Source organism: Streptomyces sp. Ag82_O1-12 (genome assembly GCF_900182715.1).
Classification (GTDB): domain Bacteria; phylum Actinomycetota; class Actinomycetes; order Streptomycetales; family Streptomycetaceae; genus Streptomyces; species Streptomyces massasporeus.
The window spans coordinates 940,869-959,956 of record NZ_FXUW01000001.1; the positions used below are offsets into that span (position 1 = coordinate 940,869).

Sequence of the window (19,088 nt, forward strand, 5' to 3'; positions counted from 1 at the left end):
GGACAGCGCCCAGGAAGCACTGCGCCCCCCGGCGCCGACCGGCTCCCGGGATGCCTCGGAAACGTCGTGTGTCACTGTTCCTCTTCGGTCCATCGGCTCAGGCGATCTCGTAGCGGACGTCGGCAGCGAGCGGGTCCTCGCGGCCGATCATCGTGATCAGCAGCGGCGCCTCCCCTGTTCCGGCGAGCCCCAGCTCCTCGATGTAGGAGCAGTTGTCGAAGCCCAGGGCCACACCGCCGCCCAGGCCCAGGGCGGCGGCGACCGTGTAGAGGGTCTGCGCCAGGGCCCCGACCGTTCCGTTCACCAGCCGGTATCCGCGGTCGCCGACGGCGTCCAGCACTGCTTCCGCTCGGATGGTGGGCACGATGACGGCGCCCGCTTGCTCCAGGTTGTAGTTGGAGAGGAAGTAGTTGCGCTGGAGGAAGTCGCCCGAGTCTCCGGGGCGGACGATCCGGAGGTCACGGTCCACGCTGTCGTAGGCGTACACGGCGGGCTCGATGTCCCGCACATGGTTGACGAAGGCGTAGACCTTCAGCAGGGCCGGGCCGTCGGCACCGGTCGCGTCGCTGTCCAGCGACACCGCCGCGAGCGCGGACAGCACGGTCGACAGCTCTTCCGCCCTCATGGGCCGGCGTGCGTCGAACCGCCCGAAGCTGCTGCGGCGTTCGCGCAGTGCCTGCCGAACCTCCATGCCGACGGGCAGGGGCGCGGGCAGCGACCTGCGTCCCATTCCGGCGGCAGCACTCGTCGCCGCGGCGGGGGCGAGTGCGGTGGGCTCCGGCCGGTCCGCCGCACCGTCGAGGGTCGCCTCGTGCATCCGCTGGACCGCTTCGAACCGCTGAGTCCGGCGGGAGCGTTCGCTGTCCCGATACCGGACGGTCGCCGTGGCAGGCCGGTTGTCGCCGCGGCGCGACTTCGCTGCCGGAGCAGCACGCCGGGCCGCCGGCGCCCTGACCCCGGTGGGGGTGCGCCGTTGCACCGGCTCCGCCCCGCCGGTGGCTCCGGGGCCCTCCCAGGTCAGCGGGATGACCGCGAAGACCCCTTCCTCGCCGTCCGGAAGTCCCAGCAACCGCCCCAACTCGCGTTCGTCGAACCACAGAGCGGGCTCGATACGCAGCCCGCGGGCCCGCGCCCAGAGCCGCCAGGTCTGCAGCAGGGCACCGACGTCCATGCTGACGACGTGGTAGCAGAAGCTGTTGTACTTGAAGGAGTTTGTCCAGTACTTGACGCCGAGCACGAGGAACTGGTCGGTGTGCTGGGCCGCTTCCAGCCCGCCCAGCGTGTCCCGGACGATCCCGGACACATCCCCGGTCAGCAGCCGCTCCATGGCGTGATGCGTGGTGGAGTAGTGGTGCACACCGGGCGTCATCGGGCCGCCGGGCCCCGACACCCAGTAGGTGCTGACGGGGTACAGGGCTCCTCCGGAAGCGGTACCGCGGGACCAGTTGGCCTCCGTGTAGAAGGGCAGGGCGGGCAGGTCCGAGTTGCTCTGCACGCCGAGCCGACGGCCCATCAGTCCGTATGAATGGAGCAGCATGTCGCCGAGGAGCGGCAGACTGAAGCGGCTCTCCGGCATCGCGGGCGGCGGGTAGAGGCCCTGTTCCAGGGTCGCACCGGTGAGTGGTCCTGCGTCGGGCAGGGGGAAGGAATCCACCCCCGGGTAGAACTTGCCCTTGCGCGGGCGGTCGGACCAGTCCGGCTCGAACCGGGCGGGCTCCATGGGGACTCTGGCGCGCTGAAGAACAGCGGACAGATAGTCATGAGCGAATCCCATGACGTCCTTCCTTTCTCGTTCGTGGGCCGGTGGATCCCTCGGCGCATGCGCCGTGCGACCGCCGGTTCATGGGAAGGGGTGCGGAGCGGGGTTGACCTCCTCGGGTGCGAGGTCGTGGCCCCGCAGCCCCGCCTCCCGCAGGGCCGTACGCATCCGCGGCATATGGGGAGCGCGCTGCCGCCGTCGGCCGAAGTCGATGGGGATCAGGCCCGGCACGATGACGCCGACCGTGTGCAGCCCCAGGTCCCGCTGCTCGGGGAGTGTCTGGTCCACGGCCACGACGTCGTAGCCCGCCCCGGTCACCCAGGACACGCACTGCCGCAGGTCGTCCCGGAGGTCCGTGGAGACCGGCGGTACGGACCCGTTGCCGTAGAGGTCCGCCATGGACCGGCGCGGCCGGCGGGATCTGCCGGGCTCGGCCAGCAGGAAGTCCGTGTACCGCGCCATCTCCGGCAGCCCGTAGAGCAATGGATGGTCGTGCAGGACCTCGACCCGGTCGAAGTCCGCGGCCATCCGGCGCAGCCGGGCCTCGTTCTGCAGGGTCCTGTCGACCAGGTTGACCGCGTCGGTGGCGATCTCGCAGAGGGCCGAGTCGAGTGCGGACTCGGGGTCGAGCCCCGCACCGGCGCCGAAGCACAGAGTGCCCATGCCCCGGTCCCGGCGGACGGCGACCGCGGTGACCACCGGAACCGGGAAGGTGATCCTGGTGTCGAAGAACCGGGCCTCGTAGCCGTACATGGCCAGCCGGTCCACCATCCGACGGGTGGCCGGCCGTGCGCTGGTCCGCGGATCGATCTCCGGAAGCCGTGCCTGCCCGTACCAGGAGAGGAGGAACGCGTCGCGCTCGACGACTTCCATCAGCCCGAAATAGAGGGCCTCTTCGAGGCAGCCGCCGGAAGCGCAGCCGTTGGAGCTCTCCTGGACGAACCGGTTCTCCAGGCCGCCCGGCGCGTGATAGTACGTCAGGATTTCGGGTACGAGCACCGGTTGTTCGTCGCGCAGGGACCACCCCCACACCCAGGGGATCTCCCGGTCGGGTGAGAACGGCTTCACTTGCGGGTTGTCGCGGTGGAAGGCGTCGGAGTACAGACCGCACTCCCGCGGGTCGACCCGCGCCCGGTCGCCGAGGGCGTTCAGCGAGGCGACCACCTCGGTCCGCTTCGCCCGCGGCCGCATCCCGGCAGCGCGCTCCAGCCCTTCCAGGACGCCGATCCGTGTGCTGCGGCGGAAGCTGTCGGCGTGCCCGCCCCAGAAGGTCTCGCGCAGATAGTTGCCGGACCGCAGGGTGAAGCAGCCGACGGTGGCCGAGGTGGTCCTGGAGGCGACATCGTGGACGACGGACGGCCCGAGCGCCCCGCAGACAGGGTTGGCGAAGGCATCCGCATCCAGGTCGTAGTCGTCGATCTCCCGCAGCCGGAAGGAACCGGGGGCGTGCTTCGGCGCGGCACTGAGCGTCAGACGTGCCCCCTCCGCGGTGTCCGGGACGCTGCGTCCGCACGCGGGGCACTCCGGATCGGGCACCAGCGGGTAGCTCCGTACGGTCAGCCGCTCCAGGTCGACCAGGCAGATCTTCGGGAGGGCGGCGCTCCCGGACGCCTCCGCGCTCCCCTCCCTCGCCCCGTCCCCCGGCAGGGCGCTTCCGCCCGGCCCTCCCCTGCGTTCCAGGTGCGCCGCGATCAGCGCCGCGAGGGTGTCGGCGGCGAACGGGACACGGTACGGGGACGGACCGGCAGCAGCTGTTTTCCCGCCCTGTTCCAGGGCGTCCCGCAGGGAGAACGAGCGCACCGCCTGCCATCTGCGCGCCAGACAGCGCGGACAGCCGGGGCCGTCCGAGCCAGGCCGGGGCAGTGGACCCACGACGGCGTGGTGCCCGTAGAGGTGGATCGCGACGGGTTGCTCCCCGGACGGTGGTGCTGACTCGTCAGCAGGTACGGACAGTTCGTCCCGGATGCCCAGCAGGGAGATTCCCGCAGCGTCCGGGACCAGGCCGTGTGCGGTCAGACTCGGGCCGAGCAGGGCGGACATACCGGCCCACGGGCCGCCTGGCGGGCCCGCCTCGGACGCTGCCGTCCGGCGCGGCAGCGGGTCAGCAGTCACGGCCGTCCTCGCTGCTGAGCAGCACCCGGACGGTGGTGATCCGGCACCCGCTCAGGTCGGCGGACGTGGTCGGAACGATCCACGCGTCGCGGCCGCTCCCGTGCAGTCCTCGCAGCGCCATCCGCCACGAACCGTCGGCCGCCGACAGGGCTTCCTGTTCTCCCCCGCAGACGAGCGTGCCGGCGTCGAAGGCGGCCATCAGTGGATCACCGGTGTCGACTCGCTCCCCGTCGGGCAGTTCGCGTGCCAGCTGCACGCCCCCGAGGAGGTCGCGTACGGCACCGACCGCCGCGGCATGCAGGCTGAAGTCCGACCCGAGGGCCCATTCCCAGTGCCCGTTGTCGGCGTTCCTGGTCCGTGCCAGCAAGACGTGCGCCGAGGAACGGCCGGCCTCGCCGAGGTCCAGCAGCTCTACCTCGACTCCGAGGTTGTCCGCCGTCCGGCTCAGGAAGGTGAGTTCGGGGTCCGCCTCGGTCGGCCGGAAGGAGACCCGGCGCACCCCGCTGCCGTCGCGGACGGCCCGTTGCAGAGCGTCGTGGGACAGGGCCGAGAGCAGCCCCCGCCGGGCGGCTTCTGCGGGCGATGTGCCCGCTCCGGTCCCGGCCCGGGTGGCGGTGAACACCGCGTCGCGGTTGTACGGGCCGAAGGGGTGCACGGCGGCCGTGGGCAGCAGCGCCGGCCGCTCGGTGACCAGCGAGGTGGCCCGCATCCACGCCGATACCTCCGGGGCGGCCGACATGGTGGCGCCCTGCGCGGTGGCCAGCGCCGGGACCTCGACACGGATCGGCGGCTCCTGTTCCGCCTCCGTCCCGGCCCGGGTCAGCACTCCGTGGGTGGGGACCACATGGTCGGCGTACAGCTCGGCCGCGGAGAGCAGCGCACGCATCCGGGCGCCCGCGACGTGGTGGACGTCGAAGGCGGCGATACGGCGCGAGGACCGGTGGCCGACCGAGAGCCGAAGTGTGCTGATCTTGAGCGGCGTCTGGGTCAGCGACTCGTCGTCGAAGGAGCGGAACACCCCCGTGCCCGGCTGCACCAGCGCGGCTCGGGCGTTCAGTTCCTCCATCACCGTCTCGGCCCCGCTGTCCTTCTCGGAGGATCCCGGCCCCGACGCGGCGGCCACGGCAGGGGCCGGTGCGCCGGATGCCCAGGCCGAGGGGTCGGGCGACGCCGGTGCGCAGGCGCAGAAGGGGCACCGGGGATGCGGCAGCAGCGGCTCGGAGACCACATCCAGTGAGGCCATGTCCTGGATGAGAACCTGACCGGCCGTCTCCGCCCGGAGCGCTCCGCTGGAGGCCCGGAAAATCTCGTAGCCGAGCAGGTTGCCGATCATGGCGGCGAGCGGTCCGCTGGGAGCGGCCTGGTCGGGCCCGGTCTCCCGGCCCAGGCAGACACTGCTCCAGACGTCCGCGGCTTCCCGGGCCCCGCCGTTGCCGCCGAGCCGCAGCACCGCGCACGCCCAGCACCCCGCGGTGCCCCGGCCCATCGTGGGCCCCACAACGATCCGGTCCCCGAAGGTCCATGCGGGAAGCAGGGTCCGCCCCTCCGGGACACCGGCCTCCAGCAGGGCATGGATCCGGCGCGGGCCGCTCGGACCGCCGGTCACCACGACGGTGTCGTACCCGTCGAGGTCCGACCAGGAGAGCGGGCCGCCTCCGGTGACGACCGTCGCCAGCTCGGCGGGACAGGCTTCGCGGGTCAGCCGCACGGCCTCCGCCCGCACTTCGGCGAACGCGTTCTCGGGGGTGTCGATGTCCGGGAGCACCCCGACGGTGGCGCATCCGTTGCGCAGCAGGCTCACCACGCACCAGCGGGCCACCGGATCGTCGCCCAGCACGGCCACCGCGGTGTTGCGGAACTGCTGGAAGCGCCGGTGCGCGCCGTCCGCGTAGTGGTCGATGTACGCGATCTGGGGAGCGAAGCGGCCGACCACCGCAGGCTCCATCCCTGCAGGGTTGTCGTCGCCCGGGGGTACGTCGCGGGCGAACCCGTGCTCGTACAGCGTGCTCACCAGCCGGGCGACCATGCCGCGACGGTCCTCGGGAAGCCCCGCGCAGAGATCCGCCACGCGGTTCTCACCGTTGAGGAACGGCACGATCAGGGAGGTGAACCGATAGGCAGAGGCGGCCTGCAGATGGAAGCCGCCCTGGGCGTTGTGGAACAGCACGCCCCGCGGCGTCTCGGTGTAGAGCACGTCCCGCTGGATCCGCGGCCGGGTGTCGGCGACCGCTTCGTAGGCTGCAGCCATGGATTGTCACACTTCTCTCGTGGGCGGATCGCATCCGCCCGATTCAGGGACGGCGCGGGTGGACCGGCCAGGCACTGGTCGGTCCGCTGTCCGAGCCGGCGGGGGACACATCTCTCGCCTCCGGCGGACCGACGGCGTCCGGATGGCAGGCGAAGGCACGGAGCAGACCGTGCATGGTGTAGTGGCGCGGCCCGCCTTCGAGGAGCCCGGCCTCGGCCAGGTGCTCCAGGACAGCTCCGGCAGTCCGGTCGGCGACGCCCAGCGCGGAAGCGCAGTCGTCGGCCGAGAACCGCTGCCGCGCTGACCGGGCGATCAGCAGGAACTGCTCGGCGAACCACCGGTCGACGCGGGCCAGGGCACCGCCAAAGACCTGCCGTACGGACAGCGCGGAGTCGTCCGGCAGCGAGAGCCGGGAGACCGGGTCCTGCCGGAGCCAGTCGGCGCCCTCCTCGACCGTCAGCTCCGGGCGGGTGAGCAGGAAGGCCGCCGCGATCCGCAGAGCGAGGGGGTAGTGACCACAGACCTCCGAGAGTGCCCGTACGGCCCCCGGTTCCCGTTCTGCCCGCGTGCCGCCCAGTATCGCGGTCACCAGGGCGAAGGAGTCGTCCGGCGCGAGAGTGCCCAGCCGGTGCACCCGGCAGCCGTGTCCTGCCGCGAGGCCTGCCAGCCGCAGCCGGGTTGTCACGACGACGGCGCTGCCGGGTTCGGTGGGAAGGAAGGGCAGCACCTGTTCCGTGCGTACGACCTCGTCGAGAAGGAGCAGCATGCCCGCGGGTACCGGTGGCAGCGGCCCGTGGGCCTCTCCCCCCGTTGGATGCCGAGGGCCGGTTGTGCCGGCCAGGGCCTCCCGCCAGGCGTGCGCAGCCTCGGCCGTCGGAAGCGGTGCCCCGTCGTCCCGGCTCATCCGCAGCAGCACCCGGCCGCCGGGAAAGGTCTCGCGCACCTGGTGGGCCGTGTGGAGCGCGAGAGCGGTCTTGCCGATTCCCGGCGCACCCGACAGCACGACAAGAGCCGGTTCGGATTGCGTGCCCGTCAGTTCCCTTGCTATCGCGCTGCTTTCAGCCTCGCGTCCACGGAAGGAGGGGACGAGGGGCAGCGACGGCGAACATCGGGACCGATCCGGCGCCGGACCCGCCGGCAAGGCGGTCGGAACATGTCGGGAGAGGGCCGGGGGGCCGAGGTCGTGGCCGCGGAGGATGGCCATTTCCAGCCTCTGCAGGCGGGCGCCCGGATAGACACCGAGTTCATCCCGCAGATATTCCTTGACCCTGCGGTACTCGGTCAGCGCGTCCACCTGCCTGCCGCTGCGGTGCAGAGCCTCGATGAGCTGCTCCCAGAAGCGTTCCCGGCCGGGGTGGGAGCGGATCACCGCCCGCAGGTCGGGCAGCACTTCCAGGCAGCGTCCTGCGGAGAGTTCGAGGTCGGCCAGCCGCTCCACGACGGACAACCGTTCCTCCATGAGCTGCGACACCTCGTCCCGGTGCAGGGCGTCCGAGGGGACGTTGGCCAGCAACGGGCCGCGCCACAGCGAGAGGGCCTCACGCAACAGACCGGTCTCGGCCGGCGATGCCTTCCGGGCCTGCGCCGTGCGGACCAGGGAACGGAACCGCAGCAGGTCCAGGCTCTCCGGCACGGCCGCGATGCGGTAGCCGCCGGGGACGTACTCGATGGTGTGGTCGGCTATCCCGTAGCGGGCGAAGACCCGTCGCAGCCGCTGGATGCAGGTGTGCAGGGCCGCATTCGCCGTGGACGGTTGACGCTCCCCCCAGATGCTCTGCCGGAGGTGGTCCGTGGGCACCACACTGTTGGGATGCAGCAGCAGGGTGGCCAGTAGCGAGGTGGGCTTGGAGGGTTGGAGGATGACCTCGTCGGTGCCGTCCACGATGGCGAGCGGTCCCAGGACCCGGAAGCCGAGCGCCGGGGGCCGGCAGAGAGGGTCGTCGGCGGGCTGGTCAGGTGCATGAGTCATGAGGTCGGTCCACTTCGTGCGGTCCCGTACGTGCCGTCACACCGTCGTCACGTCGGGCACGGAGATGTGCTTGATGTAGGCGTCCCCGCTGGGCCAGTCGTTGTCCAGGCGACGGCGCACCACGGCATGGAGTCGCCCTGTGGACGGGGCCCGCTGCCGGCCAGCGGGCACGACGCGGACCGTTGCGGCGCTCGCCCCGGCGACAGCCACCTCCTACACATGGGCCGGTTCCAGGGCCGCATAGAGTCGGTGGCGGGCGAAGTCGAAACCGATGTCACCGAGATGGAAATCCGGTTTGGCATTCCTGATCATCGGGGCACGGTTCGCGAAATCCGGCGTCATCCGCCAGAGCCCTTCGGTGGAATCGTCCGCATTGTTGGCGAGGTACCAGTAGTACGTCCCTGCCGTGATTCCTTGCAGTTCCTCGCTGTAGTCCTCGTTGTTCCAGACGTGTTCGTTCTCGACGTGCCACCGCGACATCGCGGGATCGGGGTCGGCTGCCCGGGCTGTCTGCCCCAGGGCGGTTCCGGCTCCGGCCGACACGGCGACGGCCGCCGCGGCGCACAGGGCGTGCCGTCTGGTGAGCATGAGGGGGGTTTCCGCACAGCGCACATTCCTTTTCTCGCCGGATGAATTGTCGACTTCTGTTACTTCGCGGGACACCTCGGTCGAAGCGAGGGTCAATCTGTCAGGCGCCCCGGTTCACGGGAACACCTGGTCAGCAGAGTGAGTGGCACCTACTCACCGCCATCGGTCCGGGCCCGCCGCGCGGGACGGTGGCAGCTGTAGTCGAGGTCCACCGAGGCGGTGGGGCCGGGTGGGGAGGTCACTTCGAGAAGGGCACGGGCATGCAACCGGCCGCGTCCGTGGAAGGACCACGTCGTCTGCACGGAGACGGCCCTCTCCCCCTCCCGTACGGCCTCGTGCAGCGGAAGCGACCTGCTGCCGTCACTGCGCTTCCACCGGTAAGTGAGCGTTCCACCCCCTCCGTTGGTGCGGATCGTCCCGTGTACGGTCACGGTCTGGTCGCAGCCCGGATTCCGGATGTCGGCGGCCACTCGCACGTCGCCGACGTAAAGGTCCGCCGGGTGGCGCGGCCAGAAGTGAGATACGACGGCACCGGCGACGAGGGCTGCGACGAGATACCAGCTCAGGCCCGGGAGCAGCGGTCTGCGTTCCGCGCGGCGGCGGCCGCGCCCACGGGCGCCGCGGACCGCGAGCCGCTGTCGCTCCCGGACGGCGGCGCCGTCGGGGACGCCCGGGCCGAATCCGGTCCGGGTCTCCCCGACCGTCGGTGGCCCGGTGTCGACCAGCGTCGCGGAGAGAGCCCCATGATCCGTGCGAAGAACACCGGGTGACGGCCCGTCCGCCAGATCGACCGTTGGGATCTCCGCCGCACGGGCCCTCGCGAGGGGGAAGGGCTGCTCCCGGGCCAGGGTCTCCAGTTCGACCGTGACGTCGAGCGAGGAGTCCGCCAGCAGGTCCAACGGCGCCGTGTCCCGTGGAAAGATCTGCAGTCGGGGGTCGGGCCGGCCGCGGTCCCCCGGCTGCGAAGCCCCCGGACCTACCGCACCGGCCCCGCTCCCCCGTCCGACCGGGTCCACAGTGGCGTCTTCGGGCCCGTTCACCGCGGCAGGCATGCCTGGGTCCAGCCCGATCTGTACGGCCTGGCGGCCTGGGCGCCGGGCGATGTGGTGGCCAGAACCCCGCGGTACGACGTGCAGTTGAGAGTGTCGAAGAAGTGCTCGACGGCGATCGTGTAACTGGTGCGTCCCTGGAGCACGAAGGTCTGCGAGCCACCGTCCCGGTCGCCGGGTGCCCGGGCCGCACTGCCCTGGTACGCGTCGTACCAGTTCACCGTCAGCCGCACCGGCTCCGAGCTGTCGGTGGTGACGCTGACGGTGGCGCTGGCCCGGCTGTTGGCCCCCGCCGTGAAGTTGGTGACCCCGAGGAAGCCGACGCGGGCCTCCGACACGCTGTCGGTGGTGGGCTTCTCCGACTCCGGTGCGGGGTCCTCGGACTCCCCCTGCGGATCGGCCGACGGGCCGGTCCCGGTCTCCGCCGGGGCACCGGTGATGGTTGCGGAAGAGGTTTCTGCGGCCCCCGGATCGTCCTGGACGGTGACCGCTTCCTCGGTGGCCCCCGACGTGGTGGCGACGCCGCCGGTCGGGCTGCCGGTGCCTTTGGTCGGCCGCCCCGAGGCGGAACCGGATGCCGGAGGGGACTCGGCGGGCGCCGTGTCCACCGGCCCGGCGACCTGTTCGGCGGCCTGCTGGCGGTGGCTCCCGCCGTCATTGCCCTGGGCTGCCATCGAGGCGACCGCGCCGAGAGCCAGGACTGCGGAACCGGCCGCGAGACTTATCTGCATCCGCTTACCGGGCATTCTGCGCCGGCGGGCACCCGCCGTCACGGCCGAGATGCCTTCGGGCCCAGTGAGCAGCGTGGCGGAGCTGTCGGACCCCCCGGAGCCGCCCGTGCCGGGCTCCGGGAGCAGGGCGAGGAGTGAGACCAGTGCGGCGAGGGCGCGGCGCCCTCGCTCCTCCCAGTCACCGCCGCACACCGAGCGCGCCACAGGTTCGAGCTCGGCGATGAACTCCTCGGCCGACGCGGGGCGTTCACTGGAATTCTTGGCCAACCCCCGAAGGACCAGACCCCGCAGCTCTTCCCGGATTCGGTCCACGGGCACCGGCGCCTCGATGTGCTGCACCGCCAGTTCGGAGACCGTCGTACTGAGAAACGGCGGTGTTCCTGTGAGGCATTCGAAGAAGGTGGCCGTCGCCGCGTACACATCGGCCTGCGGGGAGGGCGGCAGTCCCTGCCACTGCTCGGGCGGCATGTAGGCGGGTGTGCCGGCAGCGTTCGCGCTGTCCCCCTGCCGCACAGCGATGCCGAAGTCCACCAGCCGGGAAATGCCGTCCTCGGTGACGAGGACGTTCCCCGGCTTGTAGTCGCGGTGCACCAGGCCCCGTTCGTGGGCCGCCGCCAGCCCCAGCAGCGACCCCTTGAGGACCGCGAAGGCAGCCTCGGCGGGCAACGGCGCATGCGTCCGCAGCATGGCCCGCAGCTCCCCGCCCTCAACCAGCTCCATCACCAAGGCGACGCCCTCGTGCGTCTCCAGGTACTCGTACAGGGCGACGACGTGCGGGGTGTCCAACCTCTCCAGCGTCCGTGCTTCCGCACGGAAGCGGTCGAGCAGTTGCACGTCGTCGCGGACCCCGGCACTGAGGTACTTGATGGCAACCGGAAGGCCCGTCCCTTCGTGCACGGCCTGGACCACCCGGCCGGTCCCCCCGGTCCCGAGCTCCCGGACCGGGTGGTAACCCGGTGCCGTCCACCCGGCCTTCACGTCCTTGCTCAACCGATCGTTCATCTGCGGCTCCCCCCGGCCAAACTGCGTGTGCTGTGGTGTTGTGGCAGAAATCCCGGGCGCCACGCGGCACCCTCGGGGCGTCAGGTCGTTGCCCTGTGATGTCTCATCGTGTCGATCTCCGGCAGGCCTGGCATGAGTAGTGACTACGCATTTCGTCCGGGGGCGGGTTTGAACGCCGAGGCGATGGCCGCGGCCCCGCGCGGACGCCCGGGGATGTCGCCGGGAGGAGCCCGAAGGCTCCGGCGCGATCTGCCGGCCGGCGTCGAGGGGCCCTGTGACCCAGCACCTCGAAGGGTGTTCGTTCTGCGGCCACATCGTGGTCGCCGATGACGACCTTGCCCGGGTCGAGGCGGCCCTCGCCGCACGCGGCGAGGCCGGCATCCGGTTCTCCGCGTTCCGCTCGACACCTCGGACGCGGCCGCCGTGGCGGCGGCCCTCGCCGAGCACCGCTGCGACATCCTGCGCAACGCGACCGACCCCGCTTCGTCCTGCCGCTCTTCAAGGCGGCCGGTACGCACGGGGCGCACTATCTGGACATGGCGATGTCCTTGTCCCGGCCGCGTGGCGACCGCCGCTACGAGGAGTGCGGCGTGAAGCTGGGCGACGCCCAGTTAGAGCAGGCGGCCCAGCGGGAGAAGGACGGCCTGCCGGCACTGGTCGGCATGGGCGCGGAGCCCGGCCTGTCCGACGTCTTCGCACGCTACGCGGCGGACGAACTCTTCGACGAGATCAAGGAGATCGGCGTCCGCGACGGTGCCGACCTGGTGGTGGACGGCTACGACTTCGCGCCGTCCCTCAGCATCTGGACCACCATCGAGGAGTGCCTCAACTCTCCGGTGGTCTACGAGGACGGCCGCGGGTGGTACACCACCCCGCCCTTCAGCAAGCCCGAGGTTTTCGACTTCCCCGAGGGCATCGCTCCGGTGGATTGCGTCAATGTCGAGCACGAGGAGGTGCTCCTCATTCCCCGCTGGGTGCCGGCCCGGTGCGTCACGTTCAAGCACGGCCTCGGCAACGAGTCGGCTCCGCGACCATGCCGCCCAAGCCATTCCTCGATCTGCTGACGGAGTACGGCTCCTCATGGAGTCCGCGGGAGAAGTGACACAGCACGCCCGGCCGCACCGCCCCGGGGCGGTGCGGCCGGGCGTCACCTCCTCACCGGGGCTCCCGGTTCATCGGCGCCCGCTGTTCACAGGGTGCTCTCGATGGCGACTGTCGCGGTGTCGCGACCGATCGTCAGCTTGCTCTGCGGCAGATTGCTGGCGTAGCAGCTGTACTGCGCGATGCAGAGGTTCACCGACCGGGCCATGTGCGAGTAGTAGGGCGAACCCGCACCCGTGGGGTTGAACCCGATGGGCCCACCCACCGGAGCAAAGGTCACATCGGTCACCAGCGCCTGCGGATAGGCAACGGACGACTTCTCGGTGAAGTAGTCACTCCGGTTGTACGGGGACGCGGTGATGACGCGAGTGGCCTCCACCGTGTTGACCTGGTTCGCGGTGCACCAGGAGAAGGAGTGGTGCCATGTGTAGAGCGTGTCGCCCAGGTAACTCTTCAGCGTGATCGGACGGTCCACGCTCCGGCACACCTCCTGGAACGCGGAGAGCCCCGCCGGACGGGCTGCGGCCGACGACCGGGAACCGGCCCCGGCCTTGCCGGACGGCGCTTCGGCCTTCTTGTAAACCGCCTTGCCGACCTCGACCGACACCGGCACCGTACGGGCCAGTTGCGGGTCGTTCTTGATGATGGCGAGATCGGCGGGCGTCGCCTTGCCGTTGACGGCATGCCGGATCGCGGTTTCGACCTCGGCGCCCCCAGGCTTGTCGGCAGCCGATGCGATGCCCGGATGACCCAGGACCGCCAGAGCAGCAGTGGCCGCCAAACCGACGAAAGCAGTACTCGTCCTCATATTCCCCCCTTGGGAAATCTACGGTGGTATTTACCTCTCACCGCAGTTTTGATCGGATCTGACGAGAAAGATGCTCACATAGGCGGGAAAGCAGGCACGAGAGTAACCGCTACTCAACTCCTGATCACTCCGAAGTCCCCCCTGCCCACTCTTCCGTGCCCTTTCGGGGATCAACACTGCTGACTGACAGGAGAAATGACGGGTTATCAACTCGCGGTCGGTCCGACCCAGGGGCGGCATCGGCCGGCGAGGAGGCCGAGCGCCCTCAGCGAACGAAGTCTCAGCACGTCAGGACGATGGAGGAGCGCCACGGCACGGTGTCCCCCGCCCGCCCCTCCGTACGGCACTCGGACACGAAGACACCGCAGGAGACACGACTCGCCGCCGACGAAAGACCGGCCAGGCCCCTTGATCGCTCTGAGTAATGACGGCTCATGTGCGGTGCCACTGGGACAGATACGTTCGGCAAGCCGTAACGAAAGCGGGTGGCACGCGTGCCACCGGCACCGCGCCCCGTCCTGCAATGCCCGTCACCGGACGGCAGCCTCTCCCCCACCTGAAAGGGCGAACCGTGTCCCGCAGGCTCTCCCGCAGCACACTGACGACTTGGGGATGCGCGGTCCTGCTCTGCGCTTCCGCCACCCCCTGCGCGGCGGCGCAGAATCCGGCGCACACCACGATGACCGCAGTCACTGCGGATGCCCAGCAGGACGAACGCAGGGCGATCGCCGACCGGTCGCGATCCGCACTCACGACGCCTGCCGGCTTCCGTCTCACCGCGGGTGGCGAGACCTTGCTCAGCGAACCGGCCCCCGGAACCAACTACCTCGGCCGGGACGGCAGCAACGCCAACCTCAACGCCTACAACAACTACAACGGCCTCGCTTGGTGCGGCTATTTCGCCGCAGCCATGTGGGACCACCGGGGCACGCCGGCGAACTACCCCGGATCGCAGTCCTGGCGCACGGACCTCGGCAGCCGCTTCCACGCCTATGCACCGGGCGAGTTGCCGGAGACCGGCGACGTCCTGGTCTGGACGGATACGGGCGACAGCAGCCACGGCCATGTCGGAGTGGTGGTGGAGGTCGACGGCACCACGGTCATCACCGTCGAGGGAAACACGGGCGATCACAGCGACAGCGTGTCGGAACGTAGCTACACCTGGTACGGTGCCGGCCCCGAGCGTGCCGGGAAGACCTTCCGAGGCTTCGCCTCCCCCTTCTGACCCGCCCCCGTTCCGACGTACACCCGTCTCCCAGAACGCTCGTCCCGGGACAGGCTGCCCCGGTCCCGTCCGCCCGGGACCGTCCGGCTCCCGCGCCGCGCGTACTGATCCCCCTACAGCTGCTCGTCCCGATTGCCCGCGCCGTCCGTTCCGATCCGTTCCGGCCCGCAGCTGCTGATGCGGTGGGCCTTCAGCTCCGTGGACCGACCGTACCCCCGCGGTCAGCGGTCCACGGTGGTGGCGCCCGGTCCCGCGTCAGGGGCCGGGCGCCTGGGTTTTCCGCGTTGGTTCTGTTCAGCGGGAGGCTGCGGCCGCCGCGGCAGTGAGGTGCGGGCCCACCGGGGCACCTGCGTTCCGCTTGGGACAGCGAGCGGGGACGAGCGGATACCACCTGCCCGGATCCGGGCTCGGCGCGCCGGACGGTCCAGACAAGGAGGGCGGGGCTGCCGTCATGATGCGTGCGGTGTCCGCCATGTACGCCTCGGACGCCGCACGGTTCAGGACGGGGAGGGCAGGGCCGCCGTCATGATGCGCGCGGTGTCCGCCATGTACGCCTCGGACGCGTCGCGTGCCGCCTCCGCTTTGCCCGCGCACACAGCCTCCGCGAGAGGGTGCAGCCGGCCTGCGGCCGCTTCCGCGTCCCGGAACGGTTCTGCCAGCAGGCTTCGGACCGGTAGATAGGCGTTGAGCAGTGTGTTCGTCAGCAGCACGTACACCCGGTTGTGAGAGGCCACGGCCAGGATGCGGTGGAACTCGGCGTCGGCGAGCTGGGCCTCGTCCACGGACTCCGCAGCCTCGACGATCTTCACCTGCCGGCGCAGTTCACCGCGATCCCGGTCGGACGCCTCCGCCGCGGCACGGGCCGCGATCAGCGCGCCGACGCTCTGCCGCGCCTCGAACACCTCGGCCATCCACGTCGGATTCTTCATGACAAGGGCGGGCAGCAGGTCCGCGCTACCGAGGCGCAGGAAGTCCCGCACCCGGGTGCCGACACCGTGACGGGTCTCGACCAGACCTGCATGAACGAGACGGACGAAGGCGTGTTTGAGCGTGGTCCGGTTCACCCCGTACCCGGCGGCGAGTTCACGCTCCGGCGGAAGCAGGCTGCCGACGGCGTACCGGCCTTCGAGAATGTCCTCCTGCAGGCGGCGTTCGAGCTGGTCGACCGCAGAATCCCGAGGGATCGGATCCACTGCCACCACTGTCCTCTTTCCGGTTGTCCAAGGCGGTTGAGCTGTGATTTTCGCAGTGGCCGAGTCACCGCACAAGCGACTCCGGGACAGCGTGCGGAGTCCACTACAGGAGCAAGCAGGAATCTTGACGCTCTGCGTGGATGTGTGCGTGACTTGAACAGACCACCCAGTGGCTGGACCACTGAGCCACCATGGCGCAGAGGAGCTGATCATGTCCTTGTGCTCGGGACGATTCCCGGCATCGGGCACGCGGGGACCCCTCGCCGCAACTCGCCCCCGGCGTGCTCCGATTCTGGAGTCGATCGCCTTTCGGTACGCGATCGGCTGGGTCTAGCTGCTTTCACCGGCTACTGGCCCGGACGCCTGCCCCGGGCCGATCCCGCCGCGGTTGCACCACGTCCCCCCTCGCGCCCGCGGGTCGAGGACCGCCGCGCCATCCCCCCGGGCCCCTCCCCGTTCTGCCCGCCCTTGCCACCCCGCGTGCCTTTCCTACTGCCACGACCCCCACGTCCCCGGGCGACGACGCCGTGCGGCGAACTGGCGCACGACCCGTCGCTCCCTGGAGGAGCACATGACCACACTCCCCCTCGCACCGCCGTGGCCCCTCGTCGGCAGGGCCGACGAACTCGGCGAAGTCACCGGGCTCCTCAGCACTCCGCACACCCGCGGAATCGTCATCTCCGGACCGACGGGCGCAGGCAAGACCCGCCTCGCGCACGAGGCCTGGGAATGGGCCGGACGGCGCGGGCACCCCGTCGTCCGCGCGGCGGCGACCCGGGCCTCGCGCTCCGTACCGCTGGGAGCGCTGGCGCCGCTGCTGTCCCCCCGCCCGCGGGACCGGGTCGCGCTGCACGTCAGGCGCCCTCGGCCTGCCGGGGGCCCGGAACAGCACCGGCCCGTACTCCTCATCGACGACGTCCACCTGTTGGACGACGCCTCCGCCGAACTGCTCCGACCGCTTCTGGCATCCGGGGAACTGCTGCTGATCGCAACCACGAGCGCCGAAGGCAGCGGGGGGACCGCCGGCGGCCGGATCGCGGAGGACCTGCACCCGGTGAACCTCCGGCCGTTGTCCGGCAAGGTCGTGCAGTCCCTGCTCGAAGACGTTCTGCGCGGCCCGGTCGAGCGGCGTACGGCGCGGCTTCTGCACGGTGCCAGCGGGGGACGGCCGCTTTACCTCAAGGAGCTCGTCACGGGGGCTCTGACGGGTGGCGAGCTGGTGTGCGAGACAGGTCTGTGGCGGCTGGCCGCCACCCTCGCACCACCGCCCCGCCTGGTGGAACTCGTCCGGTACCGGCTCTCGACCATTGGCGAGCCGGGACGCGCCGTGCTGGAGGACCTCGCCCTGTGCGGACCCGACGCACTGATCCACTTCCCGCGGGACGTCGTGGAATCGCTGTGCGCGGCAGGGCTGATCCGCATCCACGGCAGCGGGCGGGAAGCCGTTGCGGAGCTGGCGGACCCGCTGGACGGCGAGGTCCTGCGGACGACCGTCCCCGTGCACCGGTCGCGCCGGACGATGCTGGCGCGGGCCGAACGCACCGAGACGGGAGGCGGCCCGGCCGACGCGGAGCTGTTGCGCTCGACGCTGTGGCGGCTCGACGCGGCGGCCGGGGTGCCACCCGAGCGTCTGACCGCGGCTGTCGAACTCGCCCGCGCGGTACACGACTTCCCGGCTGCACTGCGCCTCGCCGGCGCCTTGGTCAGGGTCCGCCCGGATGCCCTGTCCCATCTGCTGCTGGGAGAGTTCCGGCATGCGTGCGGCTACCCCGAGGATGCCGAACAGGCACTGGCCCGCGCCCTGGAGCTGGCGACCACCCCCGACGAGCGGCTGCTCGGGGTGGTGCTGCGCACCCAGAACCTGGCCCAGGGCCTGCTGCGGACCGGCGAGGCGTTCGAGGTCAATGCCGCCGAGCTCCGCAACGCCCGCGACCCCGCGATCCAGGCCGTGCTCAGTGCCAACGAGGCCTCGCTGTGGACACTCATCGGCGACATCGACCGGGCCGGTGCCCTGTTGGAGAGCGTCGCGGCCGAGGGCGGTGATCGATCGGCTCTGATCGCCGCGGTGCCGAGCGTCTACTGCTTGTCCGAAGCGGGCCGCCCCGACGAGGCGCTGGCCGCCGCGGAACGGCGCCGCGAGCGGCCCGAGTGCGCGCGCGCCGACAGCGTGGCCCATCCCGCGCTGCTGCAGAGCGCCGGCGCCCGGGCACTGGCCGAGGCGGGCCGGCTGAAGGAGGCCGAGAGCCTGGCCCACCAGGCATACGACCACGCAGTCGACACCCGTGCGGTGACGGCGCAGATCCGGTCGGCGACCGACCTGGGCTGGATCTGCTATCTGCAGGGCAGCATGACCCGGGCCAGGTACTGGTTCGCCTCCGTGGTGTCGTGCTCCCGGGATCAGGGATTCCTGTCCGGGCTCTGGGCCGGTCTGGCCGGGCGGGCGCTGGTGGATGCCGTGACCGGCCACCTCGACGACTCCGACGACGCCTGGGCCGAGGCCCGGCGCATGCTGCCCGACCGGTGGCAGCGTCCCGAATGCCTGCTCGTCGAGGCCTGGCGGACCGCTGCTCTGGGACGGTTGGGCGAGGCGCGGGCCGTGCTGCGCACCGGGGCGCAGTCGGCCGCCGGGAAAGGACTGCTGACGCTGGCTTCCCACCTGCTCTTCGACATCGCCCGGCTGGGGGACGCCCACGGAGCACTGACGGAGCTGACCGAGCTCGCCGACCGCTGCCCCAACCCGTTCATCGCCCTCCGTGCCCGCACGGCCCGGGCGCTGGCCGCGGACGCGGGGGACGAACTGGAGCGGTGCGCACAGGACGCGGAGTCCATGGGCGCCCTGCTGGTCGCAGCCGAGACCTGGACCGCGGTGGCGGGTACGCACACCGCGTCCGGAGCGCACCGGAAGGCCGCGCGATGCCGGGCCGAGGCGGAACGGCTTGCCGCGCACTGCAGGGCCAGCACCCCGGGCCTGACCCCGCACGCGGTCCGCGACAGTCTGACCGGCCGGGAGATGGAGATCGCTCTGCTGGCGGCCAGCGGTCTGGGCAACGCACAGATCGCCGAACAGCTGGCGCTGTCGGTCCGCACCGTCGGCAACCACCTCCAGCGCGTCTACTCCAAGATCGGCATACGGGGCCGACGGCTGCTCAAGGAGGCGCTGCGGCGCCAGCCGGTGCTGCCCGGGGAGGGCGTGAACCGCAGCCGGTCGGCAGGGGCAGCGATCGTCCGGCGATGAGCAGCGGGCGGGCGGGCCGGATGAGTAAAGAGTGCTCATGTGCACGACGGACGTAACGGTCATGCTCT

At 71.1% G+C, this 19,088-nt stretch carries 12 protein-coding genes and 1 pseudogene; 3 read left to right on the forward strand and 10 right to left on the reverse strand.

The genetic code is table 11. The features are described from left to right. Positions 1-97: 97 nt before the first annotated feature. The 8 genes from QOL88_RS04370 to QOL88_RS04405 form a co-directional block, all read right to left on the reverse strand. Positions 98-1,774, reverse strand: coding sequence for a nitroreductase family protein (locus QOL88_RS04370; protein WP_097215170.1), 1,677 nt, complete (start codon positions 1,772-1,774; stop codon positions 98-100). A 66-nt stretch (positions 1,775-1,840) separates the two neighbouring features. Continuing rightward, positions 1,841-3,799, reverse strand: coding sequence for a TOMM precursor leader peptide-binding protein (locus QOL88_RS04375; RefSeq protein WP_097215171.1), 1,959 nt, complete (start codon positions 3,797-3,799; stop codon positions 1,841-1,843). A gap of 61 nt (positions 3,800-3,860) precedes the next feature. Beyond that, positions 3,861-6,119 (reverse strand): TOMM precursor leader peptide-binding protein, encoded by a 2,259-nt coding sequence (locus QOL88_RS04380; protein WP_097215172.1) that lies wholly within the window; start codon positions 6,117-6,119, stop codon positions 3,861-3,863. A gap of 43 nt (positions 6,120-6,162) precedes the next feature. Further along, positions 6,163-8,088: an AfsR/SARP family transcriptional regulator gene (locus QOL88_RS04385; protein WP_097215173.1), complete on the reverse strand. Its 1,926-nt coding sequence runs from the start codon at positions 8,086-8,088 to the stop codon at positions 6,163-6,165. A gap of 36 nt (positions 8,089-8,124) precedes the next feature. Further along, positions 8,125-8,259, reverse strand: coding sequence for a hypothetical protein (locus QOL88_RS04390; RefSeq protein ID WP_257027491.1), 135 nt, complete (start codon positions 8,257-8,259; stop codon positions 8,125-8,127). Between the two features lie 42 nt (positions 8,260-8,301). Further along, positions 8,302-8,751, reverse strand: a complete 450-nt coding sequence (locus QOL88_RS04395; RefSeq protein WP_283445876.1) for a hypothetical protein — start codon at positions 8,749-8,751, stop codon at positions 8,302-8,304. Positions 8,752-8,825: 74 nt separating this feature from the next. Further along, positions 8,826-9,575, reverse strand: a complete 750-nt coding sequence (locus QOL88_RS04400) for a hypothetical protein (RefSeq protein ID WP_097215175.1) — start codon at positions 9,573-9,575, stop codon at positions 8,826-8,828. A gap of 137 nt (positions 9,576-9,712) precedes the next feature. Beyond that, the gene (locus QOL88_RS04405; protein WP_179878766.1) at positions 9,713-11,458 is read right to left on the reverse strand and encodes a serine/threonine-protein kinase; all 1,746 of its coding nucleotides are present in this window, start codon (positions 11,456-11,458) and stop codon (positions 9,713-9,715) included. Positions 11,459-11,732: 274 nt separating this feature from the next. On the opposite strand from QOL88_RS04405, the pseudogene QOL88_RS04410 reads away from it, so the two are divergent. Further along, positions 11,733-12,477 (forward strand): annotated as a pseudogene (locus QOL88_RS04410) (saccharopine dehydrogenase family protein); the annotation flags it as partial. Positions 12,478-12,647: 170 nt separating this feature from the next. On the opposite strand, the gene QOL88_RS04415 reads toward QOL88_RS04410, so the two are convergent. Further along, positions 12,648-13,367, reverse strand: coding sequence for a hypothetical protein (locus QOL88_RS04415; RefSeq protein WP_143668841.1), 720 nt, complete (start codon positions 13,365-13,367; stop codon positions 12,648-12,650). Positions 13,368-13,890: 523 nt separating this feature from the next. Between QOL88_RS04415 and QOL88_RS04420 the strand changes: the two genes are divergently transcribed. Continuing rightward, positions 13,891-14,592 carry a CHAP domain-containing protein gene (locus QOL88_RS04420; RefSeq protein WP_179878767.1) on the forward strand — a complete coding sequence of 234 codons (702 nt, stop codon included), beginning with the start codon at positions 13,891-13,893 and terminating at the stop codon, positions 14,590-14,592. A 497-nt stretch (positions 14,593-15,089) separates the two neighbouring features. On the opposite strand, the gene QOL88_RS04425 is transcribed toward QOL88_RS04420, so the two are convergent. Continuing rightward, positions 15,090-15,785 carry a FadR/GntR family transcriptional regulator gene (locus QOL88_RS04425; RefSeq protein WP_097215178.1) on the reverse strand — a complete coding sequence of 232 codons (696 nt, stop codon included), beginning with the start codon at positions 15,783-15,785 and terminating at the stop codon, positions 15,090-15,092. 571 nt (positions 15,786-16,356) lie between these two features. Here QOL88_RS04425 and QOL88_RS04430 point away from each other — a divergent pair. Further along, on the forward strand, positions 16,357-19,020 hold the full coding sequence (locus QOL88_RS04430; RefSeq protein ID WP_097215179.1) for a LuxR C-terminal-related transcriptional regulator: 2,664 nt from the start codon (positions 16,357-16,359) through the stop codon (positions 19,018-19,020). The last annotated feature ends 68 nt before the right edge of the window (positions 19,021-19,088 follow it).

What these genes read in the sequence shown, in the direction of transcription:
- QOL88_RS04370 (WP_097215170.1), bottom strand. Translation starts at nt 1,774, where the DNA reads ATGGGATTCGCTCATGACTATCTGTCCGCTGTTCTTCAGCGCGCCAGA.
- QOL88_RS04375 (WP_097215171.1), bottom strand. Translation starts at nt 3,799, where the DNA reads ATGTCCGCCCTGCTCGGCCCGAGTCTGACCGCACACGGCCTGGTCCCG.
- QOL88_RS04380 (WP_097215172.1), bottom strand. Translation starts at nt 6,119, where the DNA reads ATGGCTGCAGCCTACGAAGCGGTCGCCGACACCCGGCCGCGGATCCAG.
- QOL88_RS04385 (WP_097215173.1), bottom strand. Translation starts at nt 8,088, where the DNA reads ATGACTCATGCACCTGACCAGCCCGCCGACGACCCTCTCTGCCGGCCC.
- QOL88_RS04405 (WP_179878766.1), bottom strand. Translation starts at nt 11,458, where the DNA reads ATGAACGATCGGTTGAGCAAGGACGTGAAGGCCGGGTGGACGGCACCG.
- QOL88_RS04415 (WP_143668841.1), bottom strand. Translation starts at nt 13,367, where the DNA reads ATGAGGACGAGTACTGCTTTCGTCGGTTTGGCGGCCACTGCTGCTCTG.
- QOL88_RS04420 (WP_179878767.1), top strand. Translation starts at nt 13,891, where the DNA reads ATGCCCGTCACCGGACGGCAGCCTCTCCCCCACCTGAAAGGGCGAACC.
- QOL88_RS04430 (WP_097215179.1), top strand. Translation starts at nt 16,357, where the DNA reads ATGACCACACTCCCCCTCGCACCGCCGTGGCCCCTCGTCGGCAGGGCC.